At 57.8% G+C, this 22,272-nt stretch carries 22 protein-coding genes and 1 pseudogene; 9 read left to right on the top strand and 14 right to left on the bottom strand.

The window, feature by feature from the left end; genetic code table 11:
* Positions 1-7: 7 nt before the first annotated feature.
* The 6 genes from AAIA72_RS09515 to AAIA72_RS09490 all read right to left on the bottom strand — a co-directional run bounded on the left by AAIA72_RS09515 (position 8) and on the right by AAIA72_RS09490 (position 4,041).
* Positions 8-565, bottom strand: a complete 558-nt coding sequence (locus AAIA72_RS09515; RefSeq protein WP_369600086.1) for a hypothetical protein — start codon at positions 563-565, stop codon at positions 8-10.
* A gap of 203 nt (positions 566-768) precedes the next feature.
* Positions 769-1,931 (bottom strand): IS3 family transposase gene (locus AAIA72_RS09510; protein ID WP_369600085.1). Its coding sequence is split into 2 segments (ribosomal slippage): positions 769-1,673 and positions 1,673-1,931, totalling 1,164 coding nucleotides; the frame shifts between segments, so codons are not numbered across the junction.
* 374 nt (positions 1,932-2,305) lie between these two features.
* Positions 2,306-2,746, bottom strand: coding sequence for a hypothetical protein (locus tag AAIA72_RS09505; RefSeq protein ID WP_369600084.1), 441 nt, complete (start codon positions 2,744-2,746; stop codon positions 2,306-2,308).
* 128 nt (positions 2,747-2,874) lie between these two features.
* A complete protein-coding gene (locus tag AAIA72_RS09500; RefSeq protein ID WP_369600083.1) occupies positions 2,875-3,204 on the bottom strand; it encodes a hypothetical protein in 330 nt (109 codons plus the stop codon).
* A gap of 70 nt (positions 3,205-3,274) precedes the next feature.
* Positions 3,275-3,565 (bottom strand): hypothetical protein, encoded by a 291-nt coding sequence (locus AAIA72_RS09495; protein ID WP_369600082.1) that lies wholly within the window; start codon positions 3,563-3,565, stop codon positions 3,275-3,277.
* An 89-nt stretch (positions 3,566-3,654) separates the two neighbouring features.
* Entirely contained in the window at positions 3,655-4,041 is a 387-nt protein-coding gene (locus AAIA72_RS09490) for a hypothetical protein (protein ID WP_369600081.1), read from the bottom strand.
* Between the two features lie 338 nt (positions 4,042-4,379).
* On the opposite strand from AAIA72_RS09490, the pseudogene AAIA72_RS09485 reads away from it, so the two are divergent.
* Positions 4,380-4,690, top strand: a pseudogene (locus tag AAIA72_RS09485) (site-specific integrase).
* 147 nt (positions 4,691-4,837) lie between these two features.
* Positions 4,838-5,089 carry a hypothetical protein gene (locus tag AAIA72_RS09480; protein ID WP_369600080.1) on the top strand — a complete coding sequence of 84 codons (252 nt, stop codon included), beginning with the start codon at positions 4,838-4,840 and terminating at the stop codon, positions 5,087-5,089.
* A 130-nt stretch (positions 5,090-5,219) separates the two neighbouring features.
* Here the strand turns inward: AAIA72_RS09480 and pulA are convergent, their stop codons facing one another.
* Positions 5,220-8,792: a pullulanase-type alpha-1,6-glucosidase gene (gene pulA / locus AAIA72_RS09475; protein WP_369600079.1), complete on the bottom strand. Its 3,573-nt coding sequence runs from the start codon at positions 8,790-8,792 to the stop codon at positions 5,220-5,222.
* 216 nt (positions 8,793-9,008) lie between these two features.
* On the opposite strand from pulA, the gene AAIA72_RS09470 reads away from it, so the two are divergent.
* Together AAIA72_RS09470 and AAIA72_RS09465 are read left to right on the top strand one after the other, a co-directional pair.
* Entirely contained in the window at positions 9,009-9,425 is a 417-nt protein-coding gene (locus AAIA72_RS09470) for a cytochrome c5 family protein (RefSeq protein ID WP_369600078.1), read from the top strand.
* Between the two features lie 144 nt (positions 9,426-9,569).
* Positions 9,570-10,358: a substrate-binding periplasmic protein gene (locus tag AAIA72_RS09465; RefSeq protein ID WP_369600077.1), complete on the top strand. Its 789-nt coding sequence runs from the start codon at positions 9,570-9,572 to the stop codon at positions 10,356-10,358.
* 41 nt (positions 10,359-10,399) lie between these two features.
* On the opposite strand, the gene AAIA72_RS09460 is transcribed toward AAIA72_RS09465, so the two are convergent.
* The 3 genes from AAIA72_RS09460 to AAIA72_RS09450 are packed head-to-tail and all read right to left on the bottom strand — an operon-like array spanning position 10,400 to position 15,192.
* Positions 10,400-11,356 (bottom strand): DUF4340 domain-containing protein, encoded by a 957-nt coding sequence (locus AAIA72_RS09460; RefSeq protein WP_369600076.1) that lies wholly within the window; start codon positions 11,354-11,356, stop codon positions 10,400-10,402.
* A 1-nt stretch (position 11,357) separates the two neighbouring features.
* Positions 11,358-14,270, bottom strand: coding sequence for a DUF4350 domain-containing protein (locus AAIA72_RS09455; protein WP_369600075.1), 2,913 nt, complete (start codon positions 14,268-14,270; stop codon positions 11,358-11,360).
* Positions 14,260-15,192, bottom strand: a complete 933-nt coding sequence (locus AAIA72_RS09450; RefSeq protein ID WP_369600074.1) for an ABC transporter ATP-binding protein — start codon at positions 15,190-15,192, stop codon at positions 14,260-14,262. Before AAIA72_RS09450 ends, AAIA72_RS09455 begins: the two co-directional genes overlap by 11 nt.
* 161 nt (positions 15,193-15,353) lie before the next feature.
* Between AAIA72_RS09450 and AAIA72_RS09445 the strand changes: the two genes are divergently transcribed.
* A complete protein-coding gene (locus AAIA72_RS09445; protein ID WP_369600073.1) occupies positions 15,354-16,151 on the top strand; it encodes a TatD family hydrolase in 798 nt (265 codons plus the stop codon).
* An 85-nt stretch (positions 16,152-16,236) separates the two neighbouring features.
* Positions 16,237-16,842: a hypothetical protein gene (locus AAIA72_RS09440; protein ID WP_369600072.1), complete on the top strand. Its 606-nt coding sequence runs from the start codon at positions 16,237-16,239 to the stop codon at positions 16,840-16,842.
* Between the two features lie 187 nt (positions 16,843-17,029).
* Here AAIA72_RS09440 and AAIA72_RS09435 read toward each other — a convergent pair whose 3' ends face one another.
* Positions 17,030-17,239, bottom strand: a complete 210-nt coding sequence (locus AAIA72_RS09435) for a cold-shock protein (protein ID WP_369600071.1) — start codon at positions 17,237-17,239, stop codon at positions 17,030-17,032.
* Between the two features lie 303 nt (positions 17,240-17,542).
* Positions 17,543-17,752 carry a cold-shock protein gene (locus AAIA72_RS09430; protein ID WP_369600070.1) on the bottom strand — a complete coding sequence of 70 codons (210 nt, stop codon included), beginning with the start codon at positions 17,750-17,752 and terminating at the stop codon, positions 17,543-17,545.
* Positions 17,753-18,096: 344 nt separating this feature from the next.
* Here AAIA72_RS09430 and AAIA72_RS09425 point away from each other — a divergent pair, with 344 nt between their 5' ends.
* Positions 18,097-19,476 carry an L-serine ammonia-lyase gene (locus tag AAIA72_RS09425; protein WP_369600069.1) on the top strand — a complete coding sequence of 460 codons (1,380 nt, stop codon included), beginning with the start codon at positions 18,097-18,099 and terminating at the stop codon, positions 19,474-19,476.
* On the opposite strand, the gene AAIA72_RS09420 is transcribed toward AAIA72_RS09425, so the two are convergent.
* On the bottom strand, positions 19,477-20,223 hold the full coding sequence (locus AAIA72_RS09420) for a substrate-binding periplasmic protein (RefSeq protein WP_369600068.1): 747 nt from the start codon (positions 20,221-20,223) through the stop codon (positions 19,477-19,479). It abuts the gene before it with no gap.
* A gap of 177 nt (positions 20,224-20,400) precedes the next feature.
* Positions 20,401-21,147 carry a substrate-binding periplasmic protein gene (locus AAIA72_RS09415; protein ID WP_369600067.1) on the bottom strand — a complete coding sequence of 249 codons (747 nt, stop codon included), beginning with the start codon at positions 21,145-21,147 and terminating at the stop codon, positions 20,401-20,403.
* A 164-nt stretch (positions 21,148-21,311) separates the two neighbouring features.
* Here AAIA72_RS09415 and AAIA72_RS09410 point away from each other — a divergent pair, with 164 nt between their 5' ends.
* Both AAIA72_RS09410 and AAIA72_RS09405 read left to right on the top strand, forming a co-directional pair.
* A complete protein-coding gene (locus AAIA72_RS09410) occupies positions 21,312-21,551 on the top strand; it encodes a hypothetical protein (protein WP_369600066.1) in 240 nt (79 codons plus the stop codon).
* Positions 21,548-22,204, top strand: coding sequence for a DUF2959 domain-containing protein (locus AAIA72_RS09405; protein ID WP_369600065.1), 657 nt, complete (start codon positions 21,548-21,550; stop codon positions 22,202-22,204). The genes AAIA72_RS09410 and AAIA72_RS09405 overlap by 4 nt, the downstream gene beginning before the upstream one ends.
* Positions 22,205-22,272 lie beyond the last annotated feature (68 nt).

Genomic DNA, 22,272 nt, shown 5'->3' with positions numbered 1-22,272 from the left:
CTCAGTCTCAGGCCAGGTACACCGGGACATCCAGGCTGAAATGGTGTGCCCGGATGGCTTCGGGACTGACGAGTGCCGCGCGTCCGGTCTCGATCACCACACAGGGCGGTGAACGAAACTCATGGGCATAACAGACCGGAGAGCTGACCTCATCCGGGAGGAGGGCCACTGAGCGGACACGCTGCCAGAGCCTGAGGAGCCTGTCGGTTGTGGTACGTAACGGTTCGACGCTGCAGGGTGCGCACGCCAGATCCGAAGTCAGATCCACCATCAGTATTTCCTGCGGATTTGGCGTTACGTTCAGAATCAGCAGGGCACAAACCGGATCCGGCGCATAGCCGGTGTGATCCGGCAGCAGAACCAGGGTATCCAGGCACTGTGTGGTCACAAGGTGCTCGCGCAGGGACAGAAACCCGGGATCGGTGAGCACGGTACAGGGTACTCCGGAGAGGCGGCCTGCAAGCTCGGGGGCCTGAGCAATCAGCAGGTCTGACAACCGGGTGCACATGCGTTGTGCCGCCGGGGCAAGTGCCGGACATGCGTTAGCAAGGTCGGAAACGTGCATCGGGACGCTCCACAGGATCACCCATCTACAAGCAGGTGGCGACCGAAAACGGCGTCAGACCCGCCACCCTGTACAATACCACCCACACCCTCAGGCACAAGGGGTTGCGGATGTCAGCAGCCCCTACCGGGAGGACATCTCAAACTGTTATTTTGTGGACATATTACTCTGTTTGATCCTACCCACCAACAACGGACACTCAACTAAGCGACTTTAAGTGTCTCAAATTTTGCCGGGCTCAGATTGCCGTTGGCGCTGTGTCTGCGATCCCGATTGTAATCCACCTCAATGTATTCAAACACAGCCCTTCGCATCTGTTCTCGGGTTCTGAATTGCTCCCCGTGTATGGCTTCCACTTTCAGGGAATGGAAGAAGCTTTCGGCACAGGCGTTGTCGTAACAGTTGCCTTTCGCACTCATGCTGCACCTGAGATTGTGCACCCTGATCAGCTTCTGGTAATCACGGGAGCAATACTGGCTTCCCCGGTCGGAATGAACGATCATGCCTTCGGGCATGCCCCTGCGCCACAGCGCCATACCAAGCGCATTACAGACAAGGTCGGCTGTCATGCGCTCAGACATGCTCCAGCCCACAACCATCCGGCTGAACAGGTCAATCACAACTGCCAGATACAGCCATCCTTCGTCCGTCCACAGGTATGTGATGTCACCCACCCACTTCTGGTTGGGTGCCGTCGCCTCAAATTTCTGCTCCAGAAGATTCGGGGCAACCGGCAGATTGTGTTTCGACTGTGTGGTCGCTTTGAACTTCCTGGCAGCTCTGGCACGCAAGCCCTGTCGCTGCAGGCTCTTTGCGATGGTCTTGCGATTCAGGGCATGTCCGTTTTCGGCCATTTCTGCCACCAGCCGGGGAGCACCATAACGTCCCTTTTTCTGCCAGAAGGCCTCACTGACGGCCTGATCTGTTGCTTCACGGCGCTGCTGACGCGCAGAGCGTGCCACCTGCCTGCGGCGCCAGGCGTAATAGCCACTGCGTGAAACACACAGAACACGGCTCATCGTTTTCAGGCGGAACTCTCCTTCATGTGCCTGCATGAACACGTACTTCACTTCAGGCTCTTGGCGAAGTACGCCGCCGCCTTTTTTAAAATGGCCAGCTCCTCTGCCTGTTGTGCCAGTTGCCGCTTGAGGCGGGCGTTTTCCGCGGCGAGCTGCTGTTCGGCCTCGCTCTGGCCCTGGGCCTGCCTGGCCTTGCTGCGCCAGTTATACAGCTGTGATTCGTGCAATCCCAGGTCTTTGGCTGCCGCACTGATGCCAACGCTGTCAGCCAACGCCAGCGCCTCCTTCTTGAAGTCCTCGGAGTAGCGCTTGCGTGTTGATTTACCTTGTGTGTTCTTTCTTGCCATGGTTCACCTCTGTAGCGTAGTGTACTCGCTTAATGAGGTGTCCACTATTGCTGGGCAAGATCAGTTACTGACACCACCAAACTTTTGTGATTCCCTTCGGTTGTTGCCTGTGTCTCAGACTGTACTGAATTCTCGATGGGCACACCACAGCAAGAAGATTGATGTGAGCCCTATTTCGATTTTTCTATTGGCACCGGAACAGCTGCACCAAATAAAGCCGGTTAACTGGGTTCTAGCGAAGGGCGGCCAACCCCGATGTTAAACCAGATACCCGACAGCCAGAACCACTACGACACGACTTCTTATAACGCCGCCATAAACGGCGCGAGCTTGCGAGCGTCCGGCGACCGTAGGGAGCGAATTTAATGGCCTTGTTATGCCTTTGCATGTACGACCCTTGTAAATTGATAGTTCAATGTTGCGCCGCCACCGCGATTGGCAATATGGAACTCATGCAGAACACCATTTACGAGACAGCAAAGCACACCTAGAGAATCAGGTGTCTTTGGTGCAAAACACATTAAGCCAATTTGCTCTTTTAAAGCTGGCGTTTGTTTTGCGCCGTTTACAACATTTGCAAATTCTTTGAGTTGAGCGTTATTTGAATTCACAACGGGCATGCCTTCAAAGATTTCAAGAGTTTGCACATCATTTTCATTTGCCCGGAGTATATCAAGTACTTTTGAGCCAATACGGAGATCTGGAATTTGGCCTTGAGTTAACTCTTCAGGCAGCAAAATTTCGAAAGGCTCAACAGGTGCTTCTGAGCCTCGCTTTATTTCTGGCTTAGATTTCGTTTTAAACAGCCCGAACATTGGCTTCTCCTGAGGCATAACGCCTAGCACAACGGCGTAATAATTTGGCGGGGCTTTTGCGTTTCTTTGCAAAAACCGCGACAGATTATGGAGTCCGTTGGTGCTTTTGGTTATGAGCATAGTTGCGGTCATTGCACGAGCATTGATGACAAAACACCAATGACAGCCATGCAAATAGCCATACAAATTAATACCCAAATAATCCCATAAGTTAAACGTAAAAACCTAGGCCAGTTTTTAATAAATTTACGATCTAAACCTAAGTTAACTAAATCCTCAGCAGCACAATAAAGAGGTAAGCCCATTAAAACAATACCTACCCAAAATACGGCGGAATAAGTAATAACAGGAAAGAAGTAGGCCCAAACTGAAACCCCAATTACGAAAGAGACTATCAGTAAAACTGTGACCTTGGTTGACCTTGATGATTTCTCTTCGAAGTTCCACTCTTCATTCATACTTACAGCTCATAACGCATTGTTATACGATTGTTGCTACAACTGCTGATAATACACAATATTTTGATTTTTATGCCCCAAATTTTACTAAAACAGGAAATACAAATATTAATATACCTATTAATAGCGCTACAGCAAATTTGCAAAACAATATTAACAAAGATTGATGCCAATGTTTTTTATTTTCATCCGGATTACTCCACTCACCCGGCATATCATCGTCTAGTGTAATTAAATGACCAACAGCAACCCAAACGGAAATACCACATAATGTATAGATGTAAGGTATATCTGCTACTAAGGAAGCGGCAACAGTAATGACTGCAACAAAAGCTATTGATTTAATTGTATTTTTCTTCATTTGGCGGCGCTTTACGTATAACGTTTAAGCTGTGCGGCGCAAACGAAGCGCAGCGTAGTTTGCGTCCGAACGAGCGCCTTGTTATGCGCTTACCATGCTGGACTTTCTTTGCTGACTTCAACCTCAACAACCGCCTGCTGAAAGAAAGTATTATTTTGCATTCGAATATTGCTACCACCGGCAATATGAATACCAGAGCCTTGACTACCAACCAAACTTCGATAGTAATCCTCAGCAGCCTGTCTAAATGCCTCGTAATTAAATGGCCCGTTATATCCAACAGGCCTTGAGACTTCTAGGGGTGTTGTTTCGAAGTCGGAACCTACAGGCTGCTTTATATCCACATAAGCTTCTCCCGAGACGTTACCTTCAACGTCTACGGTGAAGAATGCTCTTGAAACCATGTGCTGATCATCACTTCCGTAATCTTGAGAGTCCTGGATCAGTTTCTGAAATATTACTTTTGCCTTAGCCATTCCTTTCTCCTTTAAATGGATTAAATCATTTGGCGCATAACATTTTATTCAATGACACACTGGTGCTATCTCCCAAGAGCTCGTCTATTCTCCGGTGTCAAATTTCGCATCAAAAACAATTCTTTGCAACCCCAACATACATCAAAAGGCGTCACCTGTCCGGCAGATAGGCGTCAGATGTGTCGCAATATCCGGGATAGCATGACGGCCTGGCACTATTTTCCACATAACCGCAGGATCAAAAGTTCCGCGCAGCCTACCCTGATCAACTCTTGCGTTACAACACTTCAATACTGTATATATAGACATAAAAATCACGGAGCAGAAGGCACGTTACAATGGATGTTCGCGCACCGATTCCAGCCGATTCAAACCGATTTATAGATCGGTTCAGGCGTTATATTCGCGCCCGGAACTTAGCCTACAAGACGGAAAAGACCTACAGCTTCTGGGTGCGCCGCTTTTACGATTTCATGGCTACGGTTCAGCAGAAGAGATGCGAGTGTCGGATATCGGACCATTTTTGTCACACCTTGCGGTGGACCAGCTCTGTTCCATCAATACGCCACGCACGGCATTTAATGCACTGATTTTCCTGTTCCGTGAGTTCATGGGGCAAGACGTTGGAGAGTTTTTCAGAGGTCCTTAATTTGATGAAGAGAGAAATATTTGATATGGGTTCATTACGGATTGGTTCTGGATGGGCCATTAAATATTGCTTGAACAGGTTGTCTGAACTGAAGAATACTGAGTCCGTGCTTGAACACCTGCTTGTGGGGGAGGTGTTGGAGGAGACATGGATTGGGGTATTCATAAATGGGATGAATACGCACAAGAGGATTATGGCGTAGGCCGGTTTGACGGATACAGATATTTCGTCGGGGAGAGAGAACATGGAATTCGGGGGCGCGGTGATATAGAAGAATTTACATCAGAAGATCGCTTGAAGGAGCTGCTTGGCACCATGCTCAAAGCCCATATAAAGGAAGGTGCTGTAAACAGAGACGAAGCCAAACGTTGGGCTGACAAGTTTTCAATAGTGCTTTAGGGAACTGCTGAAAAACGCGCCCATATCGGATAGTCCGAACGAACAGATACGAAACGCGCGATGAACCATAAAAAACCGCCACCCGAAGGTGGCGGTAAAGGGCCGATGACACAGGAAAGATCCTTCTGCTTCAGGGCATGGCGGCCTTCACGCTCACCTGCAGGGCGCTGGTGTCGGCAGCATTGAGCGTGAACACATAGTCGCCGTCGGCAGGAATCACGACCTGAATGTTCCCGTTACCCGGATCACTCAGGGCGATCGAGTCCGCAGCGGTGGTGAAACCGCCCCAGCCAATGTTGGGTGACGTCCAGTTCTCATTGGCAAACTTGAACTCGTAGGTGCCGGCCGTCAGGGTGACGGTGGATGCATAGACGCCGCCGCCCTCGAAGTTCAGCGGGTTGTCTGTCGCCCAGCCATTCAGGCTGCCGCGCAGATACACCGTGGTATTCCCATAGGGCGGCCGTTCACCCAGTGACTTGGCCTCCACCGGCAGGCCGTTGCCCTGTGCACCACTCTGCGCCTTGACGAACACGGTCGTGGTCAGGGCTGGGACGGTGAACTGGCTGCCGCTCACGCTGGCGCTGCGGATGCGCGTGTCGGCCGAGGTCTGTTGCACCGGATGCAGGGCAAAGCCCGAGGCGCCGGGAATATCCAGCGTTTGAGACTGGTTGGTGCCGTTGAAGATCACCACAATGGCCTCGTGCTGGCTGTCCAGATCTGCACCGGCAGAGAGGCCGTCATCAATGGACATGGCGATCACGCCGGGGATCTGGTGCTTGCCGGTGTTGCGGAAATCCACCCGTTTCATCACCTCGTCCCGGGTGGTCAGGTGGAACAGGGGTGAGCTGTTGCGAATGCTCAGCAGCTCGCGGAATACCTGGTCAGCCAGATCAATGTCCGTGGATGTGGGGTCGGCATTGGTATCGGCCAGAATGGTCAGGATCAGCGGCCAGTTGTCACCATCCTTGTCCTGCCGCGGCAGACCCACGTTCCAGTTGTTGTCCTGCTTGCTGAAGTCCACCCGGTTGAACCAGTCACCCGAGTCATAGCTGTCCCGCTGCATGGACTTGGAACGCAACAGCTCGCTGCCCATGTGGATGAAGGGCACGCCCTGGCCAAACAACGGGAAGCTCAAGCCCAGCAACTGCATTCTCACCCGGTCTTCGGTGGGCACGGAGGACGCAATCTTGTACTGGTTGTTGTCCCACAGGGTCTGATTGTCATGCTTGGACACATAGCTGATCACTTCCTGCGGGTCATCGGTGTAACCTGCAGGCTGGCCGTTATAATCCACGTCCTTGCCGGTGACGTTGATGCCATCCTTGTTGGTGAACACAAAGTCCTTCAGGTTGCCCGCCAGGCCCACGCGGATGATGTCCGCCAACTCCAGCAACCGGGTTTTCTCGGTATCGGCCCCGCTGTTCTTCTCATTGGGCAGAGTATACAGTCCATTGGCGAAACCCTGATTGGTGCGCAGGGCATCCATGCTGTCGAAGGGACCACCGCCACGCACCGCATCCCGCAGCCGGTCGCTGAACGTGCCGATTCCCGTACCGGCCATGTTGAGCTGTGTGGCGTTGGTGCCGCGGGCATTGTCGGCCACCTCGCCGAAGTTCCAGCCTTCGCCGTAGAAGTAGGTATCCGGGTCCACGGCCTGTACGGCCGCCAGCGCATCGATCATGTTCTGTTTCATGTGGTGACCCATGAGATCGAAGCGGAAGCCGTCGATCTTGTAATCGCGGGCCCAGACCACCAGCGAGTCGCGCATGAGGCGGGCCATCATCCGGTGCTCCGAAGCCGTATTGGCGCAGCAGGTGGAATTGGCCACATCGCCGGTGGTGTCATCCAGGCGGTGATAATAGCCGGGCACCACCTTGTCGAGCACGGACTTGTCCGCCACGCCCGAGGCATTGGTGTGGTTGTACACCACGTCCATCACCACGCGCAGTCCCAGGTCATGCAGAGCCTTGACCATCTGGCGGAACTCCACAATCCGGGGCGTGCCCTCGGGATTGGTGGCATAGCTGCCTTCCGGTGTGCTGTAGTGATAAGGATCATAGCCCCAGTTGAAGCTGTCCAGACTGCGCAGGTCGTTCATCAGGGCCTGGGCCTTCCCGGTGGTGGGGTCGTAGCTTTCCAGCAGCGCGCGCAGGGTCATGCTCCGGGAGACGGCGGTATCCGAACAAACGGCTGCGGAGGCCTTGAGCGCGCAGAGTTCGGCGACGGTATTGTCCAGATCCACCCGGCTGGCCGGATCTTCGTCAATGGTGGCGATGTCGAAGGCCGGCAGCAGTTGGACGTGAGTCAGACCTGCGGTTTTCAGCGCCTGAAGATGGGTCATGCCATCCGTGCCCGAATCCGTGAAGGCCAGATACTTGCCGCGATGGGCTTCCGGGACGGTGGGATCCGAGGCGGAAAAATCCCGGATATGGGTTTCATAGATGGTGGCGTCTTCCGGTGCGGAAACGGTGGGCACGGTCTGTGAATCCCAGCCCGCCGGCTTGAGGTCCGCATCATCCAGATCCACCACCTGGGAGTATTGGCTGTTGGCAGACAGGCTGAGCGACCAGGGGTCGGTAACGGTCAGGGTTTCGACCTTGCCGGTTGCCGGATGATAGACCGTTATCTCGTAGCGATAGTAGGTGCGGTTGAGGCTGCTGTCGCCCACATAAGTCCAGACACCCTTGTCACCGCGGGTCATGCTGACCGGCGACCCGGACAGTTCGTTTTTGTCTGCGTCATACAGATGCAGCGTTACCGATTGGGCCGTGGGTGCCCAGAGATCGAAGTGCACCCCGTCCGATTCCACCCGGGCACCCAGTGGTGCGTCCGTGTAGAACAGGGCATCAATCAGGCCGGGGGTCTGGACCTGGGTGGCCTTCACCAGTTTACCAGCGGGAGTGGTCTCTGCCACCACCAGTTGCGACCGGGCAAGCGTGGCGGCCTGCTCTGCCGTCACATCCGGCTGCCAGGCGGACCAGCTGGCCAGATGCGGGAAGGCGGCCTTGGTGGCATCCGACAGCGTACCGGCGGTCAGGCTGACCGCAGTCCCGCCGGATACCGGCGGATCGGCATTGACGTCCACCGTAATGCCGGCCGTTTGCGAGTAGTACAGGGTGACCGTATTGCCGTCGCCGGCCTGATAGACCAGCTCTGACGGGGAAAGCCAGTGCGCCGCCGCGCCTTCAAGCTGCACGGGCGCCGTGGTCACCGGCTCGTAGTACACGGTGCTGTTGCCATGGAAGGTAAAGGCATAACGGCCCTGGCTCAGGTCGAATTGCTTGTCGGCGCTGCCCAGGGCCTTCTCGTCGCCCTTGTGAATGATGAAGTTGATGCAGCCGGTGCTGGCCGTCGTATTCAGAATGTAGTACGCGCCATAATCCGGGCTGATGCCATCTGCCGCCTTCGGGTTGGCCCAGTCCACGCCTTGCAGGCTGCTGTCCGCCAGTGCGGTACAGTCACCGCCGTTCCAGAGGTGCAGACCCCAGCCGTCATAGCTGTCGTCATCACGCTTGTAGTAGAGCGCGACCTGTCCGTCAGTCAGGCTGACCAGGTTGGCTGCAGGTGGTGTGCCGCTGCCGGTGCCGGAAGGGGGTGTGGTAGCGGAGTCCGATCCGCCTCCGCCGCTGCCACCACAGGCGGTCAGCAACAGGGCAGAGAACGCCAGGAGCGTTGCATGCCGGAAAGGGTGTCGTGTTGCCATAGTTGTGTCCTTGTGCAGGTTTGTTATTGGAATGAGGCAGGGTCATGTTTGATCAGGCGGATGTCAGGCACATCCTTCATCTGCACATTTTTTGTGGAGGGGGTGGGAGGGGGGATTGGTGGAAAAGGGGGAGGATCGCTGCGATTCCCTTTATTTTTATGGGGTCAGGGGTATAATGCGCTTACTCAAAAAATGAACGGCTGATGAGGAATCGTTGTGAAGGCTCTGATCAAACTGGTGGTAATGGCAGCATCCCTGGTTACCCTTTCCGGGCTGGTATCTGCGGGTGCACAAACTGACAAGATTGCCGAGCGGGTCAAGCCGGTAAGCACCGTCTGTGTGGCGGGCGATCCCTGTGCCAGCGCGGCACCGGCTCCTGTCGCTGCGGCAGCCCGCGGAGGTGAGGAAGTGTTCAATGCCGTGTGTGCCGGTTGCCACAGCACCGGTGCGGCCGGTGCACCCAAGGTTGGCGACAAGGATGCCTGGGCACCGCGTATTGCTCAGGGCGAGGACACGCTGCTGCAGCATGCATTGAACGGCATCAACGTCATGCCTCCCAAGGGCGGATGCGGCAACTGCTCGGATGAAGAAATCCGGAATGCCGTGGAATACATGGTGAGCAAGAGCCAGTAAGCCACGTATTCACCAGGCCCCGAAGATCCCCGGCATGGACCGGGGATTTTTTTGCGCTGTGCCCACGCTGTCCGTGATATTCGGTGATGGCCGGTTTTCTGGACTACACTGTCTGTAACGTCCGGAATCACTGGGGAGGAAGGCGTGGCGACTGCACGCATCATCCGTTTCGTGCTCAGATCCTGCATGGCCGCCATGTTCTGCCTGCTGGTGGTGTCCGCCCGGGCAGAAGAGGTAACGGTCAGGCTGGGGTACTCCGAAATCCCGGCGCCACCCTGGCAGATCGGCCATGACCAGTCACCGCCCGGCATCGCTTTCGAAGTGATCAGGGAAGTGAGGGCGCGCCTGGGCATCCGGTTCGAGTTTATCCGTTATCCCAACAAGCGTGTGCTCTGGGCCCTGGGCAAGAATGAGCTGGAGGGCGCCTTCATGTATTCCTATGAGCCTGAACGCACCCGGCAAGGGGTCTACCCGGAGCGAAACGGCTTGCCTGATCCCTCAAGGCGGCTGGCCACACTGTCCTACTATCTGTACCGAATGAAGGGTGAGCCGGTGATCTGGGATGGCAAGACTGTGCGGGGGGGCAACATTGTGATCGGTGCCAATGAGGGGTATTCCATCGCTGAGGATCTGCGCCAGCTTGGCCTGAAGGTGTTTGAGGCGAGAGGCACGGAAAAGGGCTTCCGGATGCTGCAGCTCGGCCGGATCTCGGCCATGGCTCATCAGGACTGCGTGGCGGATCCGTGGCTGGCTGCTCATGATCCGGAGGGCAAGATCGAAAAACTTGAGCCGCCACTGCGTACCAAGCATTACTACCTGATCTTCAGCCACGCTTTCATGGAAAAGCATCGGGATCTGGCCATGAAGATCTGGGACGAGATCGCCGTTGTACGGGATGCCGTCATGGCCAAGGCCATGAAACGCTATCAGTGAAGGCGGCCGGCGCATGACCGGCCGCCGGGGGAGCGGTTGGTTTATTGTTCGGTTTCTGAGCGCCGTGCGGGCTCGGTGTCCTGTGCCGGCGCCGCTTTGGTCAGCGGACCGATTCCCATGGCAGCGAGCTTGTCGCCCACGTACGCAGCCACCTTGTACACCAGCGGCATGTCACTGCGTTGCAGGGCGTACCAGCCATCCTTGTGCTTGCCGAGCCGCAGGGTGAAGGGCGCACCGGACCTGGGTGTCAGAGTCCAGTTCACCACCGGCGAATCCAGTCCGTACTCCGGCTCGGGTGCCTTGCCCAGCACATCCAGAATACTCAGGGTCTTCAGGTCATCCAGCAGGGATTCCACACCCTTGTCATCCTGAACCTTGCCCTCCGGCACCTTTTCCAGCTTCCACTGATCGCCATCGCGGACGAGCGCGAAGTCGGGGCCTTCGATCCGGCTCAGGGCATCCGTATCCACGGCCGCCACACGGGTATCCAGCCAGTCTGAAGCCTTGGCCGGCAGCTCATAAGCCGCAAAGTCCACGGCATACACCTCCGTTTCGCCATCCTTGCGCAGATGAATGCGCTTGAAGGCCGGTGAGGTGCCCAGGTAGACCGTCTGCCATGGGCTGTCACCCTTGTAGAAGGTGATCTTGCGGACATGAACCTTGTCCGTCACCTTGAAGCGTTCATGACTGGTCTCGGTCCGGGCCACGGGCCATCCCCTCTTCAGCCCGGAGAGGGTTTCCAGTGCCTTGCGGAGCTTGCTCTGGTCTGCCTTCAGGTCGTAAAGGTCCGGCAGCTTCCAGGTCTCACCGTCACGCACCAGGGTGACTTCGTTGCCATCCTCATCGTGAATCACGATCTTGTCCGCTTCAGCCAGCGGGGATGCAAACAACGGTTCAACCTGGTTGAAACTGGCCTTCTGACCGCTCCAGAGGAGGGCGGCGCTCAGGAGCACCTGAACGCCCAGCAATACGGATAACCAGGAAATCCATCGCTTCATGTCACACCTCCAGATTCAGCATGCGTGCGTACGCCTGCAGGCGACGACGCTGTGTCCAGCGGAACAGGGCATAGACCAGGGCCACGCCCAGAGCAGCGAGAACATAGTTCAGATACTCCCAGAAGGCCTGCGTATCCTGATCCATGGGGATCAGCGTGTTGGCAAACTGGCTGCGCGAGCGGATGGTGAGCAGACCGCGGTCTTCCAGTGCCCAGTCCACGGCATTCTGAATGAGCTGCAGGCTGTTCAGGTACAGCGCCCGCTCCGTTGAACTGGTGAGCTGGATGGTCTGGTCCGCCAGAAACTCGCCGGAACCGAACACGAACAGCCGTGCTGCGTCCGGAGACTTGCTCACGAAGGGCGGTACACGCTCTTCTTCCGGAGTCGCGTCGGTTTCAGCCTTGTCCTTGTCCTTCTGGGCTGCTGCTTCCGCCTTCTTGCGGGCCGCCGCAAGAAGCGGGTTGTCCTTGCCCTCGAAGGCCGAGGTGAAGACGCCCTCCAGCATCACGCCCAGGGTGTAGCGCCCGCGTTCGCCTTCCGGCTGCCAGGGGCTGAGCTGGCCATTATCCATGCGCGGCGTGATGTCCTCGCCGTCGGTCAGCCAGGCCTGATCACTGGAGGTGATGAGTGTGGTCAGGGTACGGCCCTGTTGCTTGCTGTCATCCACCTTGATGGGTGATGCCCAGGCCAGAGTCACCTGCGGCAGCCCCTTGGTGGTCGGATGATCCTGATTGAGCCGGTCATCCCGTGCGTCTATGAAGAACGGATAGTCCAGCAGGCGCACTTCCTGGAACTGGAACTGACCGACCCGCCGTGTCACGGGCACCGGGAAGTGGCTGTTGTAAGGATCGGCCACCAGATGTTTCTCCAGCGTCAGCCCGTGGTGTGCCAGCCAGTCTTCCAGCCCGGTCTTCTGCTCCCGTGCGCTGAGGTTGCGTGCCGTCAGCTCGGTCGAGAAGGGGGAGGCGGCCACCAGCACCGTGCCTCCGCGCATGAGGAACTGGTCGATGGCATATTGCTGCAGTTCGGTGAGCTCACGGGGTGCCAGTACCAGCAGCACATCCAGATCCGCAGGGACCTTGCCGTCCTTCAGATCCACATCGCGGACCGTTGCACTTTCCATGAGCTTTTGCCGGAGCATGTTGAAGCCAGGGGCGGGGTTGAACTGGGCATAGGGGCCCTGTGGCTGTTCGGGCGCCAGCATGCCAATGGTCTTGGTAAAGCCGGCGGAAAAGCGCTTGAGGCCGGCTTCCAGGTTCTTCCGCAAGCCCTCTTCATCGAGCTGCTCCGGTAATGCCAGCTGAACGTACTGATCCCCGTCTGTCAGCATCAGTGTGAACCAGAAGGTATCGGTGCCCAGCAGTGACCGGAGCATGGGCTGGATACCGAATTCCTCGGTCAGCTTGCGGCCCAGCTCGCCGCCCTTGGCGTCGGGATCTTCCACGGTCCAGGTCAAGCGGTCACCCGCCTTGTCGGCCGTTTCCTTCAGCACCTTTTCCAGGGTGGCCCGGAACGGCACCAGTTCGGCCGGCAGCTTGCTGTCCGGTGATACATAGGCATGGAACTGAACCGGTTTCTTCAGCGTGGCAAAGAGGTTGCCGCCCGTCTGGTAGGCATACAGCACCTTGCGCAGGGCCCGGGTGACATCGTACTCGGGGTTGCGCAGGCGCACGTCCAGCTCGCCCTCGCCCTTTTCCTTCACCTCGATCAGGTCGCGGAAGCTCAGGACTTCATACTGATCCCCGTAACTGAGCAGGACATGGAAGTAGGCGTTGACCAGACCGGCCTGATAGCGGTCCGCCACCTGAAACGGTACGGGTTTGATGTTGTACTTGCTGTTGGCCTCATCTTCCTTTTCCGGATCGGACTGGGGATCGACAAATTCCACCCGAACCTTGCCGTCACCCAGCACCTCGTACTCCTTGAGCAGATCCCTCAGCTGGGGCACCAGGGGCGCCAGCAGGGGATGGGTCTTGGCGCTGAAGTAACCGCGAATGAGCAGGGGTTCCTGCAACTGACCCAGATAGTTTTCGGTCACGCCGCTGAGAGAGTAGCGCTTGTCAGCGGTCAGGTCGGCGCGCAGGGACTTGACCTGATCCAGCCACACGTTGCCCAGCAGCAGGTTGGCAATCAGCAGACCTGCAAACAGGTGCCACTGGCGATGGGTGCCGGCATGGTTGTCCTTCGCCCAGCCTTCCTTCTTCAGCGCCAGAACGTTCAGGGTCAGGAAAACGCCGACGAGCGAGAGGTAGTAGTAGAGGTCGCGCACGTCGATCACGCCGCGGGTAATGGACTCGAAGCGCGACCCGGTTCCCAGCTTGCGCATCACCTCGGCCACGTCATAGCTGAACAGACCCACCTGCGGGCCGGAGCCCAGCAGATAGAGCAGCACACCCACCAGTGAGGTGACGATCAGGCTGACGATCTGGGACTCCGAGCGGGCACTGACATACAGACCGATGGCGATGTAGGCGGCCCCCAGAAACAGGGTGGCCATGTAACCCCCGATCACCGGGCCCCAGTCCAGCTTGCCGAGGAAGGAGACGGTGACCGGCAAGGGCAGGGTGAGCGCCAGAGCAATCGCCAGCAGCGCCATGCAGGCAAGAAACTTGCCCAGCACCAGCCTCAGGGTGCTGACCGGCGTGGTGAGCAGGAACTCCAGTGTGCCCTGACGGCGTTCCTCGCTCCACATGCGCATGGTCAGTGCGGCGACGAGGAAGACCAGCAGCAGCGGCATCCAGCTGAACAGCGGGCGCACGTCTGCGATGTTGCGGGCAAAGAACGCATCCACCCAGAAGAAGGCAAACAGGGTGACGGCCAGAAAGGTGGCCAGAAACACGAAGGCAACCGGGGACGCAAAGAACTGGGTGACTTCCTTGCGCGCGATCCGGCGAATGGCGTGCTCAGGCTGCATCGGACACCTCCTTCACCTGATTCACTTCAGCAAACACGGTTTCCAGATCACGGACTTCAGGATGCAGGGCCTGTACCGGAATGTCGGCCTGGACCAGAGCGCGGGCCAGATCCGGAATCAGGGCCTCGGGCGCATGGCCCTCTGCGACGGCAATGCGCACACCGCCTGCGACCGGATCCATACCAGTGATGCCCTGGACGGCCGACAGGGCCTTGCGGACCTGATCCGCGGACGCCGTCGTGGACAGCCGCACGTGCTGGCTGCGCTGCAGGCTCTCAAGCGAGGCGTCCAGCGCTACCTCGCCCCGGCGGATCATTAGTACCCGGTCACAGACGGCACTGACTTCCTGCATGATATGGGTGGAAAGAATGACCGTGGCATGCTCGCGGAAACTGCGGATCAGTTCGCGCATGTGATGGATCTGGGACGGGTCCAGACCATTGGTGGGCTCGTCCAGTATCAGAATGTCCGGTTTGTGGAGAATGGCCTGGGCCACGCCGACCCGCTGCTTGTAACCCCGGGACAGTGTGGCAATGGGCGCCAGCGCCTTGTCGCGCAGATCGGTGCGCTCGATGGCCTCTCGCACGGCCCGGGCGCGCTGGTCCGAGGGCACGCCACGGAGTTCCGCTGCATAATCCAGATAGTCCACGACGGCCATTTCCGGATAGATGGGCGGACTTTCCGGGAGGTATCCCATGCGTTCGCGTATTTTCGCGCCACGTTCGCGGATGTCCTCGCCCATGATGCGGATGGTACCGGAGGAGGGTTCCAGATAGCCCATCAGCATTTTCATGATGGTGGACTTGCCGGCGCCGTTGTGCCCCAGCAGGCCGACGATCTCGCCGGGCCGGATGGTGAAGGAGGCATCACGGACAGCCGCAAAGTCGCCGTAATTCCGACAGAGATGACTCACCTCGATCATTGGCATGTCCCCGTAATGTGCGGCGGTTGACAACAGTCTGCCCGAAGGCAGGTTAATAAACCGACCCTACAATGGGGACGGGGCAGCGCTGATGCAAGGGCTTTGAGTGGACCTGAAAAGATGTTAATGTTCAGTATGTTAACCGGATCAAGGAGTCGGTGATGGGATGGGTGGATATCGGCGTCAACCTGACCGGGCGGCGCTTTGATCGTGACCGGGACCGCGTGATTGCCGAAGCGGTGGAACAGGGTGTCACTCACATGATTGTCACCGGTACCAGCGTGACCGAAAGCGAACGCGCCCTGGCTCTGGCGCGCCAGTACCCCGGCATCCTGACCGCCACGGCAGGTTGTCATCCCCATCACGCCAGCGAACTGGACGATGAAGGACTGGAGCGCTTGCGGGCCCTCCAGGAAGAGTCGGAGGTGGTGGCGGTTGGCGAATGCGGGCTTGACTACAACCGTGACTTTTCACCCCGTGACGTGCAGCGTCAGGTCTTTGAGGCCCAGCTGGAGCAGGCGGCAGATGCACGCAAGCCGGTGTTTCTCCATGAGCGGGATGCCTTTGAGGATCAGTATGCCATCCTGCGCAATGCCATGCCCAGGTTGGTGGGCGGGGTGGCTCACTGCTTTACCGGCGACGAGGCGGCGCTGGATGCCTGGCTCGACCTGGGCCTGTACATCGGCATTACCGGCTGGGTATGTGACGTGCGCCGCGGCAAGCCGCTGCTTGATCTGGTGCACCGCATTCCCGACAACCGCCTCCTGCTGGAAACGGACGCACCCTATCTGCTGCCCCACAACCTGCCCGATCCCCCGCGCGACAAGCGCAACCGGCCGGCATTTCTGCCCTGGGTGGCGCGCAGGGTGGCAGAAGCTCGCGGCCAGACCCTGGAACATCTCATGGCCATCACCACACGCAATGCCATCCGCCTGTTCGGGCTTGATCTGTCAGGTTGAGGGAGGATTAGCCAGACCGGATGATGCGTGTCAACAGGAGGTAGCTTATCATTCGTGCACACAGAATTGTGCAAGGACGTACGCCATGAAGAAAAGAAAGTCAGGGTACTTCAGGGCCGCGAGTATTGCCTGCTTGTTTTTCCTGACGCCCTCAGCCTTTGCTGAACCCCCGTCGGCTTCCGGGTGTCGCCCGGAGGCGCTCATCGTGACGGACGGCTACCTGGAGCTGTGCCTTCCGCCCGGCCTGGCCAAGGGATTGCGCATTGTTGCAACGGACGGGCCTGTTTTGCTCTGGGGACGGGGAAAGGATCTGTCGTTCAAAACCTTCTCCGGAGAGAGTTTTGGTTACCCGGGGGCCCCCATGAACAAGGTGGCTGAAGCCCTGGGTACTGGGAATACAGATATCATTTCTGATGGAAGACTTCGGGAAGATCTGAACAGGGTGCTTGAGAGTTCAGGCTCAACCCTGCCGGAACCACCTGTCACATTGCGGGGCCTGTCCAATGTGGTTTATGTGCGCTTTGAGAAAGAGCAGTCCTGTCTGTTTGTCAGCACACCGGAAGATGCCGGGCATTTCGGACAGCTTTGTGCGAGGGGTTTGACCGAGGCGATGTCCTGGGCGGATTGGCCAAAGGCGTGCTTAAGTAATGTCTTTGAGTCTGACACTCGAGGAGAAGCAGTACGTTCTTGATATTGTTGAGTCCCTTTATGGCCCTCAGCCAGCACTTGAACATAGCAGCTCGTAGCGGTGAGTTACAAAAGCGCGATCCATGAAACGCTTTATTTTTATGATTGATCGGGGGGCTGGATGTGTGCGGACCAAAACGAAAAAAGCGCCTCCCGGGGGAGACGCCTTTTCCTTCAGACTGCTCGTGCGATCAGATCGCGACGATGTTTTCAGCCTGCAGACCCTTCGGGCCGTTGGCGATGGAAAACTCCACCTCCTGACCTTCGAGCAGGGTCTTGAATCCTGAGCCGGAGATGGCGCTGAAGTGTGCGAACACGTCCGGGCCATTTTCCTGCTGAATGAAACCAAAGCCCTTGGACTCGTTAAACCACTTGACGGTACCTTTTACTGTGCCTGACATAATTGTATTTCCTGAATAATTTCAAATGTGCCCCTGGGGGCGGTTGTTGCATACAAACAAGGCGGGTGTTTCAAAACTTCAGGACGTGTGACAACTACGTGGTACAGCGAAATGAGGTTGTTGAGTGCGCTTTTGTTTCCAGCTGTCGAGCAGTGTACGGGAGATGGGTTTGAGTGTCCAGCAGTATTTTCATTTTTATTAAAAAAGTGCATGGGCAGGAATGAGAATGGGGACGTTGGGGCGAGCGCATAAAAAAAGCGCCTCCCGGAGGAGACGCCTTTTCTTTCAGGCTGATCGTGCGCTTCAGAGCGCGACGATGTTCTCGGCCTGCGGACCCTTGGGGCCGTTGGCAATCGTGAACTCAACCTGCTGGCCTTCAGCCAGGGTCTTGAAACCTGAGCCGGAGATGGCGCTGAAGTGGGCGAATACGTCCGGGCCGTTTTCCTGCTGGATGAAACCGAAGCCCTTGGATTCGTTGAACCACTTGACGGTACCTTTTACTGTATCTGACATAATTGTATATCCTGAATCAATTTGATGTGTGCCTTACACAAGGCTGATAAATCGCATAAAAACAAGGCAGGAATTTCAAAACTTCAGAACGTGTGACAACTACGTGATACAGCGAAATGAGGTTGTTGACTGCGCTTTCTTTCTAGCTGGCAGGCAGTGTACCTGCCCCCGGACGGGCTGTCCAGCGCTTTTTCATTTTTTTCAATCCGGTTGACGGGCAGTGCCTTCCGGACTGCAGGAGCCTTGTCGGCTACGTACTTTCCACAGGGTGCCCGCGCAGGCAAGCGGGTCCTGAAAGGCGTACATTAAAGATTCAATCCCTGCAGCACTGCCGGAGGTGAGTCATGCCAGGACGTACGGGCACTCCCTGTTCCGTATTTGATGTGTTCAGAATCGGCGTGGGGCCATCCAGTTCCCATACCATGGGGCCCATGGTGGCGGCCCGGCGCTTTGCGGCTCAGGTCCGGTCGCTGGCTGATATGGCGCGGGTGAGAATCACACTGTACGGATCCCTGGCGGCGACCGGAAAGGGGCATGCGACGGACAAGGCCGTCTTCTGGGGGCTGTCGGGGCTTTTGCCCGAGGCCATCACGCAGGAGGCTCAGGCCGGGGTGCTGGAGGACATCCGTCAGGGCAGGCTGCGTCTCGACGGTGACCGCGTCCTGCCTTTCGATCCGCAGACGGATCTGCTCTGGCGGCCCGACGACCTGCTTCCGGGACACCCCAATGGCATCCGCTTTGAGGCCCTGAATGCCGAGGGCATGACATGCCATGCACTCAATGCCTGGTCCGTGGGGGGCGGGGTGGTCAGGTATGAGGACGAAAACCCGGAAACGTCCGGTGTGACCGAAGTCCCTTTCCCGTTTGATACCGCCGTCGAGCTGATGCGTCTGTGCAAGAAGCACAACATGCGGGTGAGCGAGGTGGTGCGTGCCAATGAGCTGGCGCGAAGATCCGAAGCGGAGCTGAGCCAGGGGATCAGCCAGATCTGGCGGGTCATGCAGGATTGTGTTGCACGCGGGCTGCGCAACGAGGGGACGCTCCCCGGCGGGCTGCGCGTACGCCGGCGCGCCCCGGGGTTGTACCGGGCACTGCAATCCGGGGCGACCGCAAACCTGATCGCCACCACCATGCAGGGCATGGACTGGCTCAATCTGTATGCGCTGGCGGTGAACGAGGAGAATGCCGCCGGCGGACAGGTCGTTACCGCGCCGACCAACGGTGCGGCAGGTATCATTCCCGCGGTACTGCACTATTTCACCCACTATACCGATACACTCGATTCGGATGCCATTGAGCGCTTCTTTCTGGCGGCCACGGCGGTGGGCAGCCTGATTCGCCGCAATGCTTCCATCTCGGGTGCCGAGGTGGGGTGTCAGGGAGAGGTCGGGTCGGCCTGTGCCATGGCGGCAGCCGGTCTGACCGAAGCCCTGGGTGGCTCACCGCGTCAGGTGGAGAATGCGGCCGAAATCGGACTGGAGCACAATCTGGGACTGACCTGCGATCCGGTAAAGGGGCTGGTGCAGGTACCCTGCATCGAACGCAATGCCATCGCTGCCGTGAAGGCGGTCAATGCGGCACAGTTGGCCCTGAGGGGGGACGGCTTCCATTTCGTATCGCTGGATCGCGTGATCCGGACGCTGAAGGAAACCGGTGCCGACATGGCAGACAAATACAAGGAGACCGCCAGAGGCGGTCTCGCGGTCAACTATCCGGAATGCTGATCAGAGTCCGTATTTGGTCTGGATCGAGGCATAGAGGCCATTGTCCCGGATGCGCTTGAGCGCGGCCTGCAGGGCCTGCACGACCGCATCGGGCGTTTCCGGATTCAGGGCCAGATAAAGTTCGGTGCGGTTGAAGGAAAGTACCGGCACCAGTCCTTCCACGTCCTGCTGGGAGGCCAGGTAGGGCCCCGCCAGTCGTTCTGCAATCCAGAGGTCAATCTGCCCGAGGGCCAGCCGCTTGGGATTGAGGTCGTCGCTGTCGAGCACGGACAGCTTGTAGCCCCGCTCTTCGAGATATTTGGTCCGGACCGACCCTTTGTAGGTGCCAATGGTCATGCCTTTTGCGTCTTCAAGCTTGCTGAGCTTGAGGGTGCTGCCCGGCGGCGCAAAGAGGGTCCATTGATTTTCGGCCAGCGGTCCCACCCACTTGAACAGCTTTTCCCGAGCTTCGGTTCGTGCGGCACAAAATACGCCGTGGTCGGGTTTGCGCACGGCCCGGTCATAACCGTAGCTCCAGTTGCGCAGCTTCATGATGTAGGTCTGTTTCGCTTCGGCAAGGATCGCCTTGACCATGTCCGTGCACAGGCCGGTAATTTCCTTCTCGTCGTGCTCGAAGGCGCGTCCGGTGGCGCTCATGTTGTAGGGCGGAAAGTTTTCCGTGTAGAGGTAAAGTTTGGTTTCCTTGGCGGCGGCCAGCGACAGGGTGCTGACGAGCACGCCCAGCAGCGCGACTGCAATCTTGCGCATGGGTGATCTCCTGAAGACTTCTGTGCATGAGGGTGTGTGGATTGAGTGGCACATTCCCCCAAGAAGCCGGACATCCTATCGGGCCGGAAAGGGATGTGAAGTCGGAATTTCCGTTAGGCTGAAAGGGATAGTGGAAAACCGGGGTCAGCGCCCCGGCGTGGTGGTCAGCGCATGCGCTCAGAGTCCGTATTTGGTCCGGATGGAGTCGAACATGCCATTCTTGCGGATACGGTCGTAGGCGGCCTTGAGCTTCTGGACCAGCGCATCGTCCGTTTGCGGATTCAGGGCCAGGAACAGCTCGGTCTTGTTGAAGGAGAAGACCGGCACCAGATCTTCGATATCCTGCTGTGCCGCGAAGTAGGGTCCGGCAAGCCGGTCGGCGATCCACAGGTCAATCTGCCCCAGCACCAGGCGCTTGGGGTTGAGGTCGTCGCTGTCGAGTTGGGAGACGGTGTAGCCGCGCTTGAGCAGGTACTCCGTCATCACGTCGCCCTTGTAACCGCCGATGGTCATGCCCTTGGCGTCTTCAAGCTTGCTGAGTCTGAGCGTGCTGCCAGGCGGTGCAAAGACCGTCCATTCGTTTTCCGCCAGCGGTCCGATCCATTTGAAGAGGGGCGCGCGATCCTCCGTGTAAGTGGTGCAGAATACACCATGATTCTTCTTTTTCAGCGCCTTGTCGTAGCTGTAGTCCCAGTTGCGCAGCTTCATGGAGTAGGGCACCTTGGCTTCCGCCAGGATGGCCTTGAGCATGTCCGTGCACAGGCCCGAGATCCCGTCGGCATGATGTTCGAACACCTTGCCGGTGGTACTCATGTTGTAAGGCGGAAAGCTCTCGGTGTACAGGTACAGCTTGTCTTCCTTTGATGCGGCCAGTGCCACGGTGCTGGCCAGCAGGGACAGGGCCAGAAGCAGGTAACGTGTCATGTTTGCGGTTCCTCCCGATTGACGTCAGGCACAGTATAGTGGCGCTTTGGCCGATTCTCACTCGGCAATACGGGGTAATCGGGGCTTGACAGGAGGGTAGGCTGGCAGTTTTTTGTAAGCGGATGTTACACTGCGGCCGAAATCAGATTTTCGGAGGTTTGAATATGGCAGGGCAAGGTTCCGGTGGCAACGTGCTGGCAGCCATTTGCAGTTTTTTCATTCCCGGGTTGGGGCAACTGGTTCAGGGGCGATTGCTCGCTGCCTTCATGTTCTTTGTGGGGGTGTCGGTCTGTTATGCACTGGCGGCAACCGTGATCCTGATTTTCATGTGGGTACCCGGGGCGCTGCTGCATCTCTGGTCCATCGTGGACGCAGCCCGGTTCAGGCCGGAGGATGCGTCATGACGGGGGTGCGCCACGCGGGACGCTGGCTGTGGCCGGTATGCATGGCCATCATTCTGAGTGCGTGCCAGAGCACCTACTATGCGGCCATGGAGAAGATCGGCTTCGAGAAGCGGGACATTCTGGCAGACCGGGTGGAGTCCGCGCGTGATGCCCAGGCGGAGGCAGGTGAAACCTTCACCTCGGCGCTGGAGGCGCTGAATCAGCTGACCGGGTATGAGGGCGGCAGCCTGCAGGATGCCTACGAGGCGCTCAAGGCCCGGTACGAAGACAGCGTGGATGCGGCCGAAGCGGTACGCAAGCGCATCGACAAGGTGGAGGAGGTGGCAGAGGCACTGTTTGCGGAGTGGGAGGAGGAAATCAGTCAGTACACCAATGCCCGCTACCGTCAGGACAGTGCCCGCAAGCTCAGGGAAACCCGCGCCCGTTATACCCGACTGATCCGTGCCATGCGCAAGGCGGAAGCGCGCATGGAGCCGGTATTGGATGCGCTTCGTGACAATGTCCTGTATCTCAAGCATAACCTGAATGCTCAGGCTGTCGGATCCCTGGACAAGGAACTATCGGCGGTGCGCCGGGATGTGGAGCGGGTGATCCGGGATACCCAGGCCGCCATTCGCGAATCGGATGCCTTTATCCGGACGCTCGGCCCCTGACTTCGGCAAGCGCGTATCGTGCCGCCGGGCCAGTGCGGTACCATGGAGAGGTTTGGCCTGACAACGTC

The sequence above is a fragment of the Thermohahella caldifontis genome (genome assembly GCF_041153465.1).
In the GTDB taxonomy this organism is placed as follows: Bacteria; Pseudomonadota; Gammaproteobacteria; order Pseudomonadales; family Oleiphilaceae; genus Thermohahella; species Thermohahella caldifontis.
The sequence above is the reverse complement of the archived record's forward strand: the minus strand, read 5'-3'. Positions and strand labels throughout refer to the sequence as shown.

Excerpts from the sequence above, each read along its gene's own strand:
- AAIA72_RS09430 (WP_369600070.1), bottom strand. The coding sequence starts at position 17,752 with ATGTCAGATACAGTAAAAGGTACCGTCAAGTGGTTCAACGAATCCAAG.
- AAIA72_RS09445 (WP_369600073.1), top strand. The coding sequence starts at position 15,354 with ATGGGATGGGTGGATATCGGCGTCAACCTGACCGGGCGGCGCTTTGAT.
- AAIA72_RS09460 (WP_369600076.1), bottom strand. The coding sequence starts at position 11,356 with ATGAAGCGATGGATTTCCTGGTTATCCGTATTGCTGGGCGTTCAGGTG.
- AAIA72_RS09515 (WP_369600086.1), bottom strand. The coding sequence starts at position 565 with ATGCACGTTTCCGACCTTGCTAACGCATGTCCGGCACTTGCCCCGGCG.
- AAIA72_RS09415 (WP_369600067.1), bottom strand. The coding sequence starts at position 21,147 with ATGACACGTTACCTGCTTCTGGCCCTGTCCCTGCTGGCCAGCACCGTG.
- AAIA72_RS09480 (WP_369600080.1), top strand. The coding sequence starts at position 4,838 with ATGGATTGGGGTATTCATAAATGGGATGAATACGCACAAGAGGATTAT.
- AAIA72_RS09425 (WP_369600069.1), top strand. The coding sequence starts at position 18,097 with ATGCCAGGACGTACGGGCACTCCCTGTTCCGTATTTGATGTGTTCAGA.
- AAIA72_RS09505 (WP_369600084.1), bottom strand. The coding sequence starts at position 2,746 with ATGTTCGGGCTGTTTAAAACGAAATCTAAGCCAGAAATAAAGCGAGGC.
- AAIA72_RS09405 (WP_369600065.1), top strand. The coding sequence starts at position 21,548 with ATGACGGGGGTGCGCCACGCGGGACGCTGGCTGTGGCCGGTATGCATG.
- AAIA72_RS09455 (WP_369600075.1), bottom strand. The coding sequence starts at position 14,270 with ATGCAGCCTGAGCACGCCATTCGCCGGATCGCGCGCAAGGAAGTCACC.
- AAIA72_RS09440 (WP_369600072.1), top strand. The coding sequence starts at position 16,237 with ATGAAGAAAAGAAAGTCAGGGTACTTCAGGGCCGCGAGTATTGCCTGC.
- pulA (WP_369600079.1), bottom strand. The coding sequence starts at position 8,792 with ATGGCAACACGACACCCTTTCCGGCATGCAACGCTCCTGGCGTTCTCT.
- AAIA72_RS09435 (WP_369600071.1), bottom strand. The coding sequence starts at position 17,239 with ATGTCAGGCACAGTAAAAGGTACCGTCAAGTGGTTTAACGAGTCCAAG.
- AAIA72_RS09495 (WP_369600082.1), bottom strand. The coding sequence starts at position 3,565 with ATGAAGAAAAATACAATTAAATCAATAGCTTTTGTTGCAGTCATTACT.
- AAIA72_RS09450 (WP_369600074.1), bottom strand. The coding sequence starts at position 15,192 with ATGATCGAGGTGAGTCATCTCTGTCGGAATTACGGCGACTTTGCGGCT.
- AAIA72_RS09500 (WP_369600083.1), bottom strand. The coding sequence starts at position 3,204 with ATGAATGAAGAGTGGAACTTCGAAGAGAAATCATCAAGGTCAACCAAG.
- AAIA72_RS09410 (WP_369600066.1), top strand. The coding sequence starts at position 21,312 with ATGGCAGGGCAAGGTTCCGGTGGCAACGTGCTGGCAGCCATTTGCAGT.
- AAIA72_RS09490 (WP_369600081.1), bottom strand. The coding sequence starts at position 4,041 with ATGGCTAAGGCAAAAGTAATATTTCAGAAACTGATCCAGGACTCTCAA.
- AAIA72_RS09420 (WP_369600068.1), bottom strand. The coding sequence starts at position 20,223 with ATGCGCAAGATTGCAGTCGCGCTGCTGGGCGTGCTCGTCAGCACCCTG.